Below are 15,587 nucleotides of genomic sequence, written 5' to 3'. Positions count from 1 at the left end.
AGAGATAACGAGAGCGCGATGAGCCTATTCTGGTGTGTGATCCCGGTACTGCTACTGTTATTTGTGAAAGCGTGGAATTCCGCGAGGCTTAACGAACATTACCGCCGTTCACAGCCGGCGCTGCGGGCGATTAAGGGCAATATGGTTCGTCAGCAACCGTCGTGGATTACCGACGCTTCTCTGCGCACGCAATTCAACGCTTCGCTAACTCAGCAGACGCTGGAAAAAGGCGTGCCGGCGTGGTTTCTGGAAAGCATTGCCGAAGATGAAGAGGGGATGCGCTACCTGACCCGCCACGCTGCGCTGATGGAGCTCTACGGCGCGAACTTCCGCGATCAGGCGCAGGCGGCCGCCGAGCTGGTCGACGGCGCCTGGCAACGCGCGCAATTCCGCGGTTATTGATCCGCCGGACGGCGGGCAAAACTGGCGGAGAGGCGATCCAGCAAAATGGCCATCAGCACCACCACGATACCGCTCTGTAAACCGAGGCCAATCTCCAGTTGCTGAATGCTGCTGAGAATATCATTCCCCAGTCCACCGGCTCCGACCATCGAGGCGATGATCACCATCGACATCGCCATCATTATCGTTTGATTCACTCCGGCCATGATCGACGGCTGCGCGGCGGGTAATTGCACTTTCCACAATAACTGCCACGGCGTACAACCAAAGGCGACGCCCGCTTCCAGCCGGGCGCTGCTCACCTGGCGAATGCCTAAATCCGTCAGCCGCACCACCGGCGGCATGGAAAACAGAATGGTGGCGAAAATGCCCGGCGGCCTGCCGAGGCCGAACAAAATGGTCGCCGGGATCAGATAAACAAACGCGGGCATGGTCTGCATAAAATCGAGCAGGGTGCGCACTACGCTGCCGACGGTCGCACGGCGGGCGCTCCAGATGCCAAGCGGAATGCCGAGCAGCAGGCTGAAAAAGGTGGACGATAAGGTCAGCGCCAGCGTGATCGCCGCATGATCGCTGTAACCGCTGTAAATGATGTACAGCGTGGCGAGCAGGGCAAACAGTGCAAACCCTTTGCCGATCCGCCATGCGCCAGTCACTACCGCCAGCGTCACCAGCCCCCACGGCGACAGCGCGCTAATTAGCTGCTCCAGGCCACCGGCAAACAGATCGATGACCCGGGCGATCCCGTCAAATAATCCGCCAGCATGGGCCAGCAGCGCGTGGACGGCATCGTCAATCTGCCGACTAAAATCTAATGGATAAGCCATGGTATTCCTTAGCGTGTCGTCCAGATATCGGCGTAGTTTTCCGCCATTTGCCAGCGGGAAACATCAACGCCGGAGAAAAAGTGACGCACATAAGGCGTGGCAGGCGCATTGATCAGCGCTTCCGGTTTCCCTACCTGCACCAGTTTGCCCTTTTCCATAATGGCGATGCGCGAACCGAGCCGTAGCGCCTCTTCCATATCGTGCGTGACGAAGACAATTGTCCGCTGCGCCTCGGCCTGAAGCACCAGCAACAGCGACTGCATTTCACGGCGGATAATCGGATCGAGCGCGGAAAAGGCTTCATCCATTAACAGTACCGACGGGTTCACCACCAGCGCCCGCGCCAGCCCGACGCGCTGCTGCATTCCGCCGGAAAGCTGGTGCGGATACTGTTTTGCTACATGGCTCAACCCGACTTTCTCCAGCATCGTCAGCGCCCGTGCTTCCCGCGCTTCCCGCGGAACGCCCGCGACTTCCAGCCCGAACGCCACGTTTTCCAGCACGTTGCGCTCGTCAAACAGAGCAAACGACTGAAACACCATGCCCATCTGTTCACGACGCAGCGCGATAAGTTCGCGGTCGGATAACGCGGCAAGCGGCTGGCCCTGAAAGCGCACCTCGCCGGAGCTGGCCGGAATAAGATGATTGAGCGTGCGCAGCAGCGTCGATTTGCCCGAACCGGATAAACCGACGATGACAAATATTTCACCGGCAAAGATTTGCAGATTAATATCCTGCAACGCTTGCACTGCGGTGCGGTTATCGCGCCGGGAAAACAGACGTTTTTTGCACGTGGAATAATAAGATTTATTGACTGCGCTTAACTCGAATAACGGTTGTGACATAGTTCATGCTTTATTATCGGGAAGATATTTACACCCTAGCGTAAAAGAAATGGAGGGAGAATTGATTTTAACTTTGCGGATATGCTTTTTCCGCATTAGCTTATTTATATTCCGGCAATCAATGCGCTATTTTCATGAAATCCCCAGGCTTCATCTAATAACCAGGCTTTTATTTTTTCCTGCTGCGTACTGAGCGGTTTATGGCTGGCGGAAATAAGATAATAACCGCGTTCGGTACGTACCTGCGGACCGCACTGCACCAATTGGCGGCTGGCGATAAACGGCGCGATCAATGGCTGCCAGCCGAGCGCAATGCCCTGGCCTTCCAGCGCAGCCTGGATCACCAGCGAGTAAGCGTTAAAGGTGCGCGAGGCGCTGTGGCTCTGGCCGTAAACCTGGTGGTGGCGGAACCAGTCTTCCCAGGTTATCCAGCGCTGCGGGCGGGTTTCCGGCAGCTTTAACAGCGGGTAGCGCAGCAACTGTTCGGCGTTATTTTCAGCGCCAATTTTCTGTTTAATCTCCTGATTACAAACAGGAAAGACGATCTCCGGGAACAGACGCTGGGTTTGCGCGCCCGGCCAGTTGCCGAGGCCGAAATAGATCGCTAAATCGGCATTACTGTCGCGAAAATTGTAGTCATTTGGCGAGGTGGTCACCTGCACTTCCACGCCGGGGATCAACGCCTGCAGCCGCTCCATGCGCGGCAGCAACCAGTAGCTGGCGAAGCCCATATCGGTGTCGATACGCAGCACGCTGCGCTGGCGGCGCGTGCGCTCCAGCTGCTCGCTGATGTCGTTCAGGCTGCTGCGAACAATCAGGTACAGGCTGTGGCCGGATTCGGTTAATTGCACGCCGCGATGCCGCCGTTCAAATAACAGTGCATTGAGCCGACTTTCCAGCGTCTGAATACGCTGGCTGACCGCCGGTTGCGAAAGCCCTAACTCATTGCCTGCGGCGGTAAAATTACCTAATCGCGCCGCCGCTTCAAATACCACTAATGCCTGTAAAGGCGGAAGCTGTAATTTGTCTGCCATAAATCCACCTTATTTCATGATAAAGAAATAACCCCTTCACGGAGTTTAATAAGCGTGAGATAAACCTATCACGTTTTAATTGAATATTTTATTGTTGGACGCCGTATGCTTATAAAGAAACCGAATATCGTTATTCTGATGGCCGATCAATTAACCGCCAGCGTATTAAAAACCTATGGTAATAACGTTAGCCTGACGCCGAATATCGATAAATTAGCCGATGAAGGGGTTGTGTTTGAATCCGCCTACTGCAACAGCCCGCTGTGCGCGCCGTCGCGGGCGTCGCTGATGACCGGGCAATTTATCTCGCGCAACGCCGTCTATGATAACGCCGCCGAGTTTCATGCCGATTCGCCCACTTTTTGCCACTATCTGCACGAGCAGGGCTACCGCACCTGGCTCTCCGGCAAGATGCATTTTTGCGGCCCGGATCAGTTGCACGGTTTTGATGAGCGCCTGACCACCGATATCTACCCGGCTGATTTTGGCTGGACACCGGACTGGGAGCGACCGGAGCGCCGCCTCGACTGGTATCACAATATGAGCTCGGTGCTGGAAGCGGGCGAATGCGTGCGCACTAACCAGCTTGATTTCGACGATGAAGCGCTGTTTCTGGCGCGCCAGCGGCTGTATGACGCCGCGCGTCGCCCGGCGGAACACCCTTTTATGTTGCTGCTGTCGCTCACCCATCCACACGATCCGTTTGCTATTCCGCGCCGTTATCTTGACCGTTTTAGCGAAGAAGCGATCGATATGCCGAAAACCCGCAAGCAGGATGTCGAGGAGGATGCGCACTCCGCGCGTCTGCGGGCGATGTATCAACTGGAAGAGGGCTTGCTCAGCGATGAGCAGATCCGTCGTGCGCGCCATGCTTATTACGGTGCGCTGGCTTATGTTGATGACTGCTTTGGCGAAATCATCACCACCCTGGAAGAAACCGGGCTGGCGGAAGATACCGTGGTGCTGGTGGTGGCGGATCATGGCGAAATGCTTGGCGAGCGCGATCTCTGGTACAAAATGACCTTCTTCGAAAATGCGGTGCGCATTCCGTTTATCGTGCATAACCCGGCGCGCTTTGCGCCGCGACGCATTGCTCACAGCGTTTCGCTGGTCGATCTGCTGCCGACGCTGGTTGAGCTGGCAAGCGGCGAAGACCGTAAAGCGCAAGCGATTGCGCCGCTGGATGGCAACAGCCTGGTGCCGCATCTGCGCGGCGAAGCGGGGCCGGATGGTGCCTGCAGCGAATACCTTGCCGAAGGCGCGCTGGGGCCGATGCTGATGATCCGTCGCGGCCCGTGGAAATACATTCACTCCTTCAGCGAAGCGCCGCAACTTTTCCATCTGCAAAACGATCCTGATGAGCGGCAAAACCTGGCCGCAAATAGCGATTATCAGCAGGTTAGCGCGGAGTTTGCCGCCGAAGTCGCCCGCCGCTGGGATCTGCCTGCGCTGCGCGAGCAGGTGCTGGCGAGCCAGAAACGGCGGCTGTTTTTAACCCGCATTGCAGGCAGCGATGCCATTCCGAAGTGGGATTTTCAGCCGCATCAGGAGGCGTCGCAACGCTACATTCGTAACCATCAAACGCTGGATGAACAGGAAGCTTTTGCCCGTTATCCGCGACCTTTAAAACAACCGGCAGGGAAATAACAATGAAAAAACGTGTGAGCAAACTTTTACTGCTGGCGCTGGCTGGCGGGGTTTCACTGAGCAGTTACGCCGCCGACGAAGCCCGTTGCGCGACGATTACCCAGTCCGATCCGGGCTGGACGGATATCGCCTCGACAAACGCGCTCTCCGGCGTGGTGCTTAATGCACTGGGTTACCAGCAAAAGGTGCAAAACCTCTCTGTCGCGCTGGCGTTTCAGGGGCTGAAAACCGGGCAGGTCGATGTCTTCCTCGGCAACTGGATGCCTGCGCAGGAGCCGGTAATCAGCAAATTTACCGCCGATGGTTCGATTAAGGTGCTGGGCGCGAACCTGCCTGCGGCGCGCTTTACGCTGGCCGTGCCGGATTATGTCGCGGCGGCCGGGGTGAAAGATTTTGCCGATCTGCAAAAGAACGCGGCAAAATTCGACAACAAAATTTACGGCATTGCGCCGGGCGCACCTGCTAACCAGAACCTGAAAAAGATGCTCGATAAACACGATTTCGGCCTGCAAAACTGGCAACTGGTGGAATCGAGTGAAAGCGGCATGCTGGCGCAGGTGATGCGTGCGGTGGAGCGTAAGCAGTGGATCGTCTTCCTTGGCTGGGAGCCGCATGCGATGAATACACGTTTCAAGCTGGCTTACCTGAGCGGCGGCGATGCGTATTTCGGTCCCAACTACGGCAGCGCTACTGTGAATACGGTGACCCGCAAAGATTTCGCCACCGCGTGCCCGAACGCCAACCGTTTTTTCAGCCAGTTGAAATTTGATGTCGCGCTGGAAAACGCGGTGATCACCCGCGTGCTGGATAAGCAAGAAGATGTGCAGGCGGCGGCCAAAGCTGAGCTGGCAAAACGCCCGGAACTGCTGAAAGCGTGGCTTGCTGGCGTCACCACGCGCGACGGCCAACCGGCACAACCGGCGGTGGAAAAAGCGCTCGGCCTGTAATTTCTCCCCAATACCCTCAATCCGCGCCGGTTGTTACTGCCCGGCGCATTTTTTCCCCATGACAACGCAATGTGACAATAGTTCTTGCCTGAATGAAGATAATGAGTATAGTTCTCATTCTCTTTAGTGTTTGTGGGCGCAGCACGGAGTTTTCCCGCAAAAACAGTAGGCGTAAACGCTTACAGGGACACGGAGAAGTGGCGAGCTGCGCCGGGCAAAATTGCCTTCATCAAAAAATTACGCACCTGAGCGTAACGCGCTGGCTCGCCTGTTGATGACATTAACGGTAAGGATTTCCGATGACGATGAAAACCCCCGCGCTGGCGCTGCTGGCAACCCTGGTACTGGCCAGTTGCAGCGCTCAACACACCACATCGGCACAACCTGCTGCCGAAACGTCAAAAACCGCTGCCGCGCAATTACCGGCGAATGTACAAAAACGCGATCTGGCGAGCGGCCTGTATGAAATGGCACTCAGCCCGCAGGGCGATGCGCTGTACGTTTCCAGTGCGGAAGGCTTTAAAGATGTGCAGGGCGGGGTGGTTTACAAACTGGATCCTGCGACGCTGAAAACCCTCGGTTCCACCCATACCGATCTGAAAAACTTCGGGATGGCGATCTCCCCGGACGGCAAAACCGTTTACGTTACCAACTCCCTTGATGGCGGCATCAGCGCTATCGACACCAGCAATGGCAAAGTGCTTGCCCGCACGCTGTTCCCGGAACGCAATGAGAAAGGCCTGCCGTACGGCGCGCGTGAAATCCTGCTGCATGACGGCGTGCTGTACGTTGGCGCGGTGGCCGATCCGGCGCTGGTGTGGGTGGTGGACGCCAAAACCCTGAAAGTGAAAGCACGGATTAAAAATGCCGGGAAATGGGTCACCGGCCTGCACTGGTCTGAGCAAACGCAGCGCCTGTATGTGGCGAACGGCGGTGGCGAAATACTGGTCGTCAACCCGCGCAACAATCGCATTGAACAACGCTGGAAACCGCTCGGTGATAAACCGGCGCTGCTGCTGAACATTGCCGAAGACAGCGAGACCGGCCGTCTGTTCGTTACTGATAACTCAAAAGCCAAAACCACGCTGGTGCTGGATATCCACAGCGGCAAGGTGCTGAAACAGCTCGATCTGGGCGGTTCGCTGGCGGTGAAATTCAACCCGAAACGCCATGAAATCTACCTTACCCAGCGTGAAGCAGGAAAAGTGCTGAGCCTCGATGCCACCAGCCTTGCGGTGAAACAGCGCTGGGATCTGCCGCCGAATCCGAACAGCCTGCTGCTCTCTGCCGACGGACAGACGCTGTTTGTCACCGTCAAACAGGCATTCAACAAAGATCACTCTACCAACGGGCCGGACAGCGTCGTTCGCATCGCCCTTAACCAGTAATCAACCTGGCCCGGAAACGGGCCGTTTTTCCACACACTTCGATATGAGTCGATGATGAATAACAGCAAAACGATCCCTCCTTCTTTGCGCAAGACATTACTTGCGCTGGCCATTGGCGCAGCGGCGCACTCAGCGCACGCCGCGACGGCAAATGCCAACACCAGCCAGACGAAAGACGACACCATTGTGGTGCAGTCGACTACCAGCAGCGACTTCAAACCGGGCGGTGATGCGCTGGTTCCGGCGTATCTGGATGGTCAGGTCGCGTACGGCGGTCGCCTTGGGATGATGGGCGAACAGAAGGCGATGGATGTGCCGTTTAACGTGATCGGCTACACCTCAAAGTTAGTGCAGGATCAACAGGCGAAAACCATTGCCGATGTGGTCAGCAATGATGCTGGCGTGCAGGTCGGCCAGGGTTACGGCAACATGGCGGAAACCTACCGTATTCGCGGCTTCGAGCTGGATGGCGACGATATGCTGATGGGCGGCCTGGCCGGTATTGTGCCGCGCCAGGTGGTGGATACCCAGATGCTTGAACGCGTGGAAGTGTTTAAAGGCGCCAATGCCCTGATGAATGGCGCGGCGTCTTCCGGCGTCGGCGGAATGATCAACCTTGAACCGAAACATGCCGATGATACGCCGTTAACGCGCGTCGGCGTTGATTACTCCTCGCGTTCACAGCTTGGCGGTTCGCTGGACGTTGGCCGTCGCTATGGCGATAACAATCAGTTCGGCGTGCGCGTCAATCTGTTGCACCGCGAAGGCGAAGCCAGCGTTGAGGATGACAACCGTCGCACGACGGCGGCGTCGATTGGCCTCGATTATCGCAGCGATCGCTTCCGCAGTTCGCTGGATCTCGGCTATCAGAAAAAGACCTTCCACGGCGGCTCGATGGGCGTGAACATCAGCGCAGTGGATTTTGTACCGAAGGTCCCGAGCAACACCAAAAACTACAGCCAGCAGTGGGCGTACAGCAATATCGAAAACGAATTTGGCCTGGCGCGCGCGGAATATGATCTGACCGATGTCTGGACGGCGTATGCCGCGTTCGGCGGCCAGCACTCGCATGAAGAGGGGATTTACGGCGCGCCGAAAGTGAACGATGAGCAGGGCGATGCGACGATTGGCCGCCTCGACACCAACCGTATCAGCGACTCCTGGAGCGGTATGGCCGGGCTGCGCGGTAACTTCGATACCGGCTTTGTATCGCACAAAGTGAACGTGGGCTATTCGGCCAATATCAAGCGGGACAAGGTGGCGTGGCGCATGTCGGCTGCGGCGGATAACCCGGCAGTGAACATCTACGATAACGCGTCGGTTGCGATGCCTGATTACAGCTACGTCGGCGGCAACTACAGCGATCCGCTGACCACCGGCCGTACCCGCACACAGGGCTGGCTGCTGAGCGACACGCTGGGCGTTCTGAACGACACCGTGCTGTTCACGGCGGGCGCGCGTTACCAGAAAGTGTGGGTGCACAGTTACAGCAATGCGACGGGTGCAGAAGATGACACCGCGCGCTTTATCCAGGATCGCTGGATGCCGACTTACGGCATCGTTTATAAGCCGTGGGAAGTGGTCTCTTTCTATGCTAACCATACCGAAGCGCTGCAACCGGGCAGCACCGCGCCGGAAGGCGCCGCTAACCAGTATCAGACCACCGGCATTGCGCACTCGAAACAGAATGAAGTCGGCGTGAAAACGGATTTTGGCCGCGTGGGCGGTACGCTGTCGCTGTTTGAAATTAAGAAACCGACCGCCATTCAGAACAGCGATACCAATATCTATGCGCTGAACGGCGAGCAGCGTAACCGCGGCGTTGAGCTGAATCTGTTTGGTGAACCGATGCTTGGCCTGCGTCTGAACGGCAGCGCCACCTGGATCGATGCTGAGTTGACCAAAACCGAAGATGGCATTAACCAGGGGAACCGGCCTATCGGCGTGGCGCGCTTCTACAGTGTGCTGGGCGCGGAATACGACATCAAACCGGTTGACGGCCTGACCGCGACGGCAAGAATCAACCATACTGGTTCGCAGTATGCGGATAACGCCAATAGCAAAAAACTCGACAGCTATACCACGCTGGATCTGGGGGTGCGCTACCGTATGCACCTCAATCAGGATAAAAACGAGATGGTCTGGCGTGTCGGCGTGGATAACGTCACCAATGAGAAATACTGGGCCAGCGTCGAAGACAACGGCACCTATATCTACCAGGGTGAAGCGCGGAAGTTGAAAGTCTCGATGAGCTACGACTTCTAAGCGTGCCTTTAGGCGGGCGTTTTGCCCGCCTGTTTCAGGCTGTTCAGCACCGTTTTCATCCCGCGATTGATCACCTTATCCTGACGCATCACCAGCGCCAGCGTGCGCTGCAACGGCGGCTGTAACGCCTGTACGCGCAACCCGCATTTATCCTCATCAGCCTGTACGGCGACTTCAGGCACAAGGCTGTAACCGAGACCGGCGCGCACCATGCGTTTGATCGCTTCAATGCTGCCAAGCTCCATCACCGGCGTGACGGCGGCGGTTAACCAGCCGTCAATCAACTGGCGGGTACTGCTGCCGGACTCAAAAACAATCAGCGGTAAGGCCTGCAATAGCGCAGGCGTGGCATCGGGCAGCGCAGGCGAACGGCTGGCGCTGATGGCGACAAAATCTTCGTTAAACAGCGGTGAAATGGCGAGGTTGCGCCCGCTGGCGGGCAGCGTCACCAGGCCAATATCGATACGATTCTCTTCCACTGCGCGCACGATATCTGTGGTATTGCCGGTGCGCACGCCAACGGTAAGTAACGGAAAATCTTCGCGCAGTTGTTGCAGCACGGGCGGCAACAGATGAATGCAGGTGGTTGCGCCGGTGCCGAGCGTGACGCTGCCGCTAATCTCCTGCTGGTGCTGTGCGACAGACTGCACGGCGGCGCTGACCGCGTTTTCGATTTCCGCACAGTGGGCGAGAAAGGTTTTTCCGGCGGCGGTCGGTCGCAGGCTGCGCCCGGTGCGCTCAATCAGTCGCGTCTGGAGCGCCTGCTCAAGCTGGCGGATTTGCAGGCTGACCGCCGGTTGCGAAATACCCAGCACTTCTGCCGCAGCGGTAAAACTTCCCCGGGCGATCACCAGTTTGTAGGTCGCCAACTGGTCGAGGCTAAATTGCGCCATGGCAAAGTTTTCCTTATCGCGGTTATAAGCGCCGCCCGGTGCCTGTTTTGCCGCGCGGCAGATAACCTGTGCGAAAGCGAGAACAGAGGACGGATGATGGAAATTATTGAGGCAGAAGAACAACATCTGCGCGCGATTACGCAGATATATGCTTACCACGTGACGCAGGGGAACGCCACTTTTGAGACCGACGCGCCGGATATCGACGAGATGCGCGCAAGGCTTAAGAAAATCCGCCTTGCCGGGCTGCCGTGGTTTGTGGCCGTGCAGGACGGCGCGGTTCGGGGATATTGCTATCTCTCCCGCTACCGCGAGCGCCGCGCTTACCAGTACACGCTGGAGGATTCCATCTACGTTGATGAGACGTTTCGTCGCCAGGGCGCAGGTAAAGCGCTGCTCGCCCGCGCGGTGGCATGGGCTGAAACGCAGGGCTACCGGCAATTGATTGCCAACGTCGGCAACAGCGAAAACGAAGGTTCGTTACGGCTGCACAGCCGCGCCGGATTTGTGGTGATCGGTACGCTTAAAAGCGTGGGGATGAAACACGGGCGCTGGCTGGATACCGTGCTGATGCAGCGCCCGTTGGGGGAAGGGGATTTCACATTGCCACAGGCCAGCTAAGTGCGGCGCAGCGGGTTATACCAGCTCCTGCTGCGTGACGAGACTTTCAAACCAGTTCAGTTCTGCCATTTTGCCGTTATACCACTGCTCGCAGAACGCGCTGCCGAGATGTTCTGCCAGATAGCTATTCTGGCGAAACACCTCCAGCGCCGGTTGCTGAAACAGCGGTAATGTCGGCGCGGTGTGGGTGAAATTCGCCAGCGTATCGTCATCGACTCGCTCCAGACCGTACAGGATGCCGCTGAGGATGGTAGCCATCACCAGATAGGGGTTGGCATCTGCGCCTGCGAGGCGATATTCGATGCGCCGGTTGCGGGCGTCGGAACAGGGAATACGCAAGGCGGCGTTGCGTTTGTTGTAGCCCCAGGAATGAAAGAGCGGTTCGCTGAGGTTCTTGCGTAAACGGCGAAATCCGTTAACCCCTGGCGCCATAATTGCCACCGACGCGGGCATCAGTTCCAGCATCCCGGCCAGCGAGAGGCGCACCATGTCGTTGAGTTCCTCGGCGGGACAGGCGAAAACATTTTCACCGTGAATGTCATTAAGGCTGATATGGAAATGCAGGCCGCTACCCGCCAGCCCGGAGAAGGGCTTCGCCATAAAGTTGGCCTGAAAACCAAATTTCCCGGCCACCGTGCCGGTGAGACGACGCAGCGCCAGGATCTGTTCGCAGGCTTCCACGACGTGATGCGAGTGGGGCATATTCAGTTCAAACTGTCCGGCCTCGGCTTCACTCACCACGCCGGAGAGCGGCAGCCGCTGCGCTGCCGCCAGACTTTCCAGTTCCTCGATAAACGCCGAGTAGGTGGAGGGCACCGCCATATGAAAACAGCCCTGCGGGCGGGTTTTCGGTGCGGCGGGATCAACAAGGTAAAACTCAATTTCGGGGGCGACGACCGGATAGAGGCCGTGGTAATGAAACTGGCGCAGCACATTTTGCAGGATTGCCGCCGGTTCCAGCGCATAAGGCCGGTTGTTTTCATCGAGCATGGTCAACAGCAACTGCGCATTATGCTGCGGATCGTGGGCGCCGGGTCGCAGTGTTCCGGGAACGGGCAGACATAAATTATCCGGTTCTTCGTTAATCAGCGTATCGGATGAGATTATTTTCCCTTCGCGATCCATGGCGTAAACAGATTGCGGAAAATAACATCCTTTGCTCAGGGAAAATAAATTTTCCACGGAGACTCTTTTCCCCCTGAATATGCCATGCGTATCGTTCAGATAAATATCCACATGCTTTGTTTCAGGGTAACGGTTCAGGTAGTCTTTTATTTCGTCAGTAAGCGTTTCCTGCAATCGCCTGATTTCACTATATCTTTCCGTTTCATTAGATGCAATCGACAGCGCCGGAATAGGCATGGAAGTAAACAGCGTGCGGATATTTTTCAGCAGTGGAATAGTCATCAACGAGTTCATGGTGTTCTTTCTGTCAGGCCTTGCGGCGATGAACTCAGCATAAAAGAGCCCTTTTTATTTTGATATAAACGTCGCGTAAAAAGAAAATACGCGGCAGTAAAAATAATATAAAAACAGCGTCGTTAAAGCGCGGCTGACATGATGCTCAGTGGCGATGGAAAAGCCAAATGCCGTCACTGTTAGCCGTTTTTCTTCACTCTTCACAACAATTCGACAGCAGATCGGTTACACTCGCAGCACAGAAAAGCCACATGACAGGAGGTTTCTATGCTGGAAAAACTGCGTACCCGCGAGGGGAAAAAATTTATCGTGGCGGTGGTGATCGTGTTTCTGATTGCCGTCACCGTGATCTCGAAAGCCGCCTTCGAAGGCGTGGAAGAGCAGTACAATCTGCCGATGGAAACGTGGACCGCCTCGATGTTTATCATCCAGGGCGCGTGGGTGGCGATTTACAGCCTGATGTTTACCATTATTGGTTCGCTACCCTTTGGCTTTTACTTCCTCGGCCCGAAAGACGACAAAGGCTAACGCTTCCCGCCCTGGCGCGCGTGCTGGGGCGCTCTCCTGTTGCAAAAATTCCTCTACTAAGATCACAGCATAAACTGCTGCATTAAGCGGCAAGCTCCGTGGGTTACCCGTCGCTACCACATCCCGCCCCTTCATACCGCTGATTATGATTTTGCGCGCGCGTTTTTACACCTGCGTAACCTCGCTGTTAACAATTAAAGATCAAAAAATGTACGCCGATAGAGCAGGTATCAGGGAGCATGTGATGAAAGGAATAGTGATGTAGCAGGTTTATACCAGGAGAGCTGTAATGGCCAGATCACCCGTGAGTAAAAAAATGAGTACCCGCGCGCAAATGCTGCTGACGGGTGCCATCACCATCACCCTTGGCTTTGTGGTAACGATTGGGGTGCTGAGCTGGCAATCCAGCCATGCGCAAAAAAGTCTCGCCGAACACTATCTCCAGCAGATCGCGCAAAGCGAAGCGCTGAAAATCCAGCAGCAACTCAGTTACGCCCGCGATGTGGCGCATAACCTCGGACATAGCCTGATTGCCCTGCCGCAGGGCGGCGTCACCGATCGTAAAGTGGTGGATAAGCTCATGGAATCCACCCTGCGCGATAACCCGGATTACCTCTCCATTTCGGTCATTTTTGAAGAAAATGCCTATGACGGGCGCGATGCGGAATTCACCGACAAACCCGATCAGGCGCCAAAAGGGCGTTATGCCTTTTTTGTCGATCGCGATCAGTCAGGCAACTATAAAATGCATCCGCTGCTCTCCTATCTGACGCCGGGCCAGGGCGACTACTATCTGCTGCCGCAGAAAAGCCAGAAAGATACGCTGATTGAACCCTACAGCTATGCCTATAACGGGGTGCCGACGCTACTGACCTCGGTGGCGGCGCCGATTGTCAGCGACGGCAAATTGCACGGCGTGGTGACATCCGACATTTCGCTGGCGTCGTTGCAGCAGAAAGTGAATCAGATCAAACCGTGGGCGGGCGGCGGCTACGCGGTACTGCTTTCGACCGCCGGGAAAGTGATTTCTTACCCGGATAAAAATCTGACCAGCAAACCTTATCCCGGTAAAACAGATAATTTCAGCCGCAGCGTGGTGGAGCAGGACGATCCGATCCTCGGTGAGAAAGGCCTGGTTACCTGGCAGCCGATCACCATTGGCAACAGCAGCGATAGCTGGTATCTCGGTGTTGTCGCACCGGTGAGCCAGGTGATGGCGGCGGCGAATCGCCAACTACTCAGCGCCATTATTCTGGGTGTGATCAGCATATTGCTGGTCAGTGCGCTGCTGGGGCTTCTCTTCAGCCGCAAAGTGCTGAAGCCGATTGGCGGCGAGCCGCTGGAAGGCGCGACCATTGCGCTCTCCGTGGCGGATGGCAAGCTGGATAACGCTATCCACGTTAAACAGGGCGATCGCAGCAGCCTGTTCTATGCGCTGCACACCATGCAGGCGCAGTTGCGGCAGATTGTCGGCCAGATAAAAGAGGCCAGCGATTCCGTGCGCCTGGGTGCCGGGGAGATTGTCAGCGGTAATATCAACCTTTCGTCGCGCACCGAGCAGCAAGCGTCGGCGCTGGAGCAAACGGCTGCCAGCATGGAACAGTTCAGCGCGACGGTGAAACATAACGCGGAAAACGCGCACCAGGCGACGGTGCTGACGGCGAATGCCACGCAGATCGCCAGCCGTGGCGAGAAGCTGGTCAGCCAGGTGGTGTCGACCATGGCGCAGATTGATGACAGCGCGCGCAAGATCGGCGATATCACCGCCATCATTAACAGCATTGCTTTCCAGACCAATATTCTGGCGCTGAACGCCGCGGTAGAAGCGGCGCGGGCGGGCGAGCAGGGGCGCGGTTTTGCGGTAGTGGCCTCGGAAGTGCGCAACCTGGCGCAGCGCAGCGCCAACGCGGTGAAAGAGATTGGCGCACTGATTGAAGAGTCCGGCAAGCGGGTGGAAACCGGCGTTCAACTGGTGAATGACGCCGGGAAAACCATGCAGGAGATGACACAGGCGGTGAACTCGGTGCAGTCGATCATTACCGAGATCGTCAGTGCATCGGATGAGCAGGCCAAAGGTATCGGCCAGGTGACCATCGCGGTGAACGAGATGGACGGCGTAACGCAACAGAACGCCTCACTGGTGCAGCAGATGGCCGCTGCCGCCACTTCGCTTGAGGATCAGGCGCAGCAGCTTGCGCAAAGCGTGCAGCAGTTCCGGCTGGAAGCGTAACGCCGTGGGTCGCGCTATTCGGCGACCAGTTCGATGCGGTTGCCGTCCGGATCGAGGATCACCGCTTCATAAAAACCATCGCCAGTCCATCTTGCCGGGCTGGCGAGTTTATCCTGCTGGCGCGCTTTTTCTGCCATTGCATCCACGGTTTCGACGCCGCCAACGGTAATGGCGATATGCGCCCAGCCGACAAATTCCGGGTTTGCTGGCGCATCGGCCAGTTCCGGCAGCGTCATCAGCTCAATCGTCGGGCCATCCTTTAGCGAGATAAAGTACGAGGCGAATCCTGCGCGATTTTTACTGACATATTTTTCATTACTGGTGGCGGAAAAAAAGTCGCGCCAGAACGTTCGCTGCGCGTCGAGGTGACGCGTCCAGAGCGCGACGTGGGCAATTTTCATTGTTATCTCCTTGAGCGGCTGTAAGGGTAAGCGTCGATAATATGACGATTCTGGTTGTTTATCCTTCCTCTCTTTTCCATTTCTTGCCAGCCCTGACCTGAGATGTTAAAAGGTGCCCCTTCGATAAAACCAGAAAGGGG

General features: G+C 56.5%; 14 protein-coding genes. 8 read left to right on the top strand and 6 right to left on the bottom strand.

All coding sequences use genetic code 11. From position 1 onward, the window contains the following. Nucleotides 1-18: 18 nt before the first annotated feature. Nucleotides 19-402: a hypothetical protein gene (locus C0557_RS17725; RefSeq protein ID WP_208659910.1), complete on the top strand. Its 384-nt coding sequence runs from the start codon at nucleotides 19-21 to the stop codon at nucleotides 400-402. On the opposite strand, the gene C0557_RS17720 is transcribed toward C0557_RS17725, so the two are convergent. The 3 genes from C0557_RS17720 to C0557_RS17710 form a co-directional block, all read right to left on the bottom strand. After that, nucleotides 396-1,229, bottom strand: coding sequence for a proline/glycine betaine ABC transporter permease (locus C0557_RS17720; protein WP_208659908.1), 834 nt, complete (start codon nucleotides 1,227-1,229; stop codon nucleotides 396-398). The genes C0557_RS17725 and C0557_RS17720 overlap by 7 nt on opposite strands. Nucleotides 1,230-1,237: 8 nt before the next feature. Then, nucleotides 1,238-2,074 carry an ATP-binding cassette domain-containing protein gene (locus tag C0557_RS17715; protein WP_253073735.1) on the bottom strand — a complete coding sequence of 279 codons (837 nt, stop codon included), beginning with the start codon at nucleotides 2,072-2,074 and terminating at the stop codon, nucleotides 1,238-1,240. 104 nt (nucleotides 2,075-2,178) lie between these two features. Continuing rightward, nucleotides 2,179-3,108, bottom strand: a complete 930-nt coding sequence (locus C0557_RS17710) for a LysR substrate-binding domain-containing protein (protein ID WP_208659906.1) — start codon at nucleotides 3,106-3,108, stop codon at nucleotides 2,179-2,181. 105 nt (nucleotides 3,109-3,213) lie between these two features. On the opposite strand from C0557_RS17710, the gene betC reads away from it, so the two are divergent. From betC to C0557_RS17690, 4 genes are all read left to right on the top strand, one after another. Beyond that, complete coding sequence (betC, locus tag C0557_RS17705) at nucleotides 3,214-4,755, top strand: choline-sulfatase (RefSeq protein ID WP_208659904.1); 1,542 nt, start codon at nucleotides 3,214-3,216, stop codon at nucleotides 4,753-4,755. Between the two features lie 2 nt (nucleotides 4,756-4,757). Next, entirely contained in the window at nucleotides 4,758-5,702 is a 945-nt protein-coding gene (choX, locus tag C0557_RS17700) for a choline ABC transporter substrate-binding protein (protein WP_208659902.1), read from the top strand. Nucleotides 5,703-6,001: 299 nt separating this feature from the next. Next, nucleotides 6,002-7,090: a YncE family protein gene (locus tag C0557_RS17695; RefSeq protein ID WP_208659900.1), complete on the top strand. Its 1,089-nt coding sequence runs from the start codon at nucleotides 6,002-6,004 to the stop codon at nucleotides 7,088-7,090. Between the two features lie 51 nt (nucleotides 7,091-7,141). Continuing rightward, nucleotides 7,142-9,355 carry a TonB-dependent siderophore receptor gene (locus C0557_RS17690; RefSeq protein ID WP_208659898.1) on the top strand — a complete coding sequence of 738 codons (2,214 nt, stop codon included), beginning with the start codon at nucleotides 7,142-7,144 and terminating at the stop codon, nucleotides 9,353-9,355. A gap of 8 nt (nucleotides 9,356-9,363) precedes the next feature. Here C0557_RS17690 and C0557_RS17685 read toward each other — a convergent pair whose 3' ends face one another. Next, nucleotides 9,364-10,248 (bottom strand): LysR family transcriptional regulator, encoded by an 885-nt coding sequence (locus tag C0557_RS17685; protein ID WP_208659896.1) that lies wholly within the window; start codon nucleotides 10,246-10,248, stop codon nucleotides 9,364-9,366. A gap of 96 nt (nucleotides 10,249-10,344) precedes the next feature. On the opposite strand from C0557_RS17685, the gene C0557_RS17680 reads away from it, so the two are divergent. Beyond that, nucleotides 10,345-10,869, top strand: a complete 525-nt coding sequence (locus C0557_RS17680; protein ID WP_208663011.1) for a GNAT family N-acetyltransferase — start codon at nucleotides 10,345-10,347, stop codon at nucleotides 10,867-10,869. Between the two features lie 15 nt (nucleotides 10,870-10,884). Here the strand turns inward: C0557_RS17680 and C0557_RS17675 are convergent, their stop codons facing one another. After that, nucleotides 10,885-12,288: a glutamine synthetase family protein gene (locus C0557_RS17675; protein WP_208659894.1), complete on the bottom strand. Its 1,404-nt coding sequence runs from the start codon at nucleotides 12,286-12,288 to the stop codon at nucleotides 10,885-10,887. A 267-nt stretch (nucleotides 12,289-12,555) separates the two neighbouring features. On the opposite strand from C0557_RS17675, the gene C0557_RS17670 reads away from it, so the two are divergent. Together C0557_RS17670 and C0557_RS17665 are read left to right on the top strand one after the other, a co-directional pair. After that, nucleotides 12,556-12,816, top strand: a complete 261-nt coding sequence (locus C0557_RS17670; protein ID WP_208659891.1) for a DUF2534 family protein — start codon at nucleotides 12,556-12,558, stop codon at nucleotides 12,814-12,816. A gap of 289 nt (nucleotides 12,817-13,105) precedes the next feature. Next, nucleotides 13,106-15,046, top strand: coding sequence for a methyl-accepting chemotaxis protein (locus C0557_RS17665; RefSeq protein ID WP_208659889.1), 1,941 nt, complete (start codon nucleotides 13,106-13,108; stop codon nucleotides 15,044-15,046). A 14-nt stretch (nucleotides 15,047-15,060) separates the two neighbouring features. Here the strand turns inward: C0557_RS17665 and C0557_RS17660 are convergent, their stop codons facing one another. Beyond that, complete coding sequence (locus tag C0557_RS17660; protein WP_074777340.1) at nucleotides 15,061-15,447, bottom strand: VOC family protein; 387 nt, start codon at nucleotides 15,445-15,447, stop codon at nucleotides 15,061-15,063. Between the last annotated feature and the right edge of the window lie 140 nt (nucleotides 15,448-15,587).

The organism is Kosakonia sp. MUSA4 (assembly GCF_013085925.1).
Taxonomy (GTDB): domain Bacteria; phylum Pseudomonadota; class Gammaproteobacteria; order Enterobacterales; family Enterobacteriaceae; genus Kosakonia; species Kosakonia sacchari_B.
Note: the sequence above shows the minus strand (reverse complement) of the source record. Positions and strands in the feature narration are given on the sequence as shown.

Excerpts from the sequence above, each read along its gene's own strand:
- C0557_RS17725 (WP_208659910.1), top strand. The coding sequence starts at position 19 with ATGAGCCTATTCTGGTGTGTGATCCCGGTACTGCTACTGTTATTTGTG.
- C0557_RS17720 (WP_208659908.1), bottom strand. The coding sequence starts at position 1,229 with ATGGCTTATCCATTAGATTTTAGTCGGCAGATTGACGATGCCGTCCAC.
- C0557_RS17715 (WP_253073735.1), bottom strand. The coding sequence starts at position 2,074 with ATGTCACAACCGTTATTCGAGTTAAGCGCAGTCAATAAATCTTATTAT.
- C0557_RS17710 (WP_208659906.1), bottom strand. The coding sequence starts at position 3,108 with ATGGCAGACAAATTACAGCTTCCGCCTTTACAGGCATTAGTGGTATTT.
- betC (WP_208659904.1), top strand. The coding sequence starts at position 3,214 with ATGCTTATAAAGAAACCGAATATCGTTATTCTGATGGCCGATCAATTA.
- choX (WP_208659902.1), top strand. The coding sequence starts at position 4,758 with ATGAAAAAACGTGTGAGCAAACTTTTACTGCTGGCGCTGGCTGGCGGG.
- C0557_RS17695 (WP_208659900.1), top strand. The coding sequence starts at position 6,002 with ATGACGATGAAAACCCCCGCGCTGGCGCTGCTGGCAACCCTGGTACTG.
- C0557_RS17690 (WP_208659898.1), top strand. The coding sequence starts at position 7,142 with ATGATGAATAACAGCAAAACGATCCCTCCTTCTTTGCGCAAGACATTA.
- C0557_RS17685 (WP_208659896.1), bottom strand. The coding sequence starts at position 10,248 with ATGGCGCAATTTAGCCTCGACCAGTTGGCGACCTACAAACTGGTGATC.
- C0557_RS17680 (WP_208663011.1), top strand. The coding sequence starts at position 10,345 with ATGGAAATTATTGAGGCAGAAGAACAACATCTGCGCGCGATTACGCAG.
- C0557_RS17675 (WP_208659894.1), bottom strand. The coding sequence starts at position 12,288 with ATGAACTCGTTGATGACTATTCCACTGCTGAAAAATATCCGCACGCTG.
- C0557_RS17670 (WP_208659891.1), top strand. The coding sequence starts at position 12,556 with ATGCTGGAAAAACTGCGTACCCGCGAGGGGAAAAAATTTATCGTGGCG.
- C0557_RS17665 (WP_208659889.1), top strand. The coding sequence starts at position 13,106 with ATGGCCAGATCACCCGTGAGTAAAAAAATGAGTACCCGCGCGCAAATG.
- C0557_RS17660 (WP_074777340.1), bottom strand. The coding sequence starts at position 15,447 with ATGAAAATTGCCCACGTCGCGCTCTGGACGCGTCACCTCGACGCGCAG.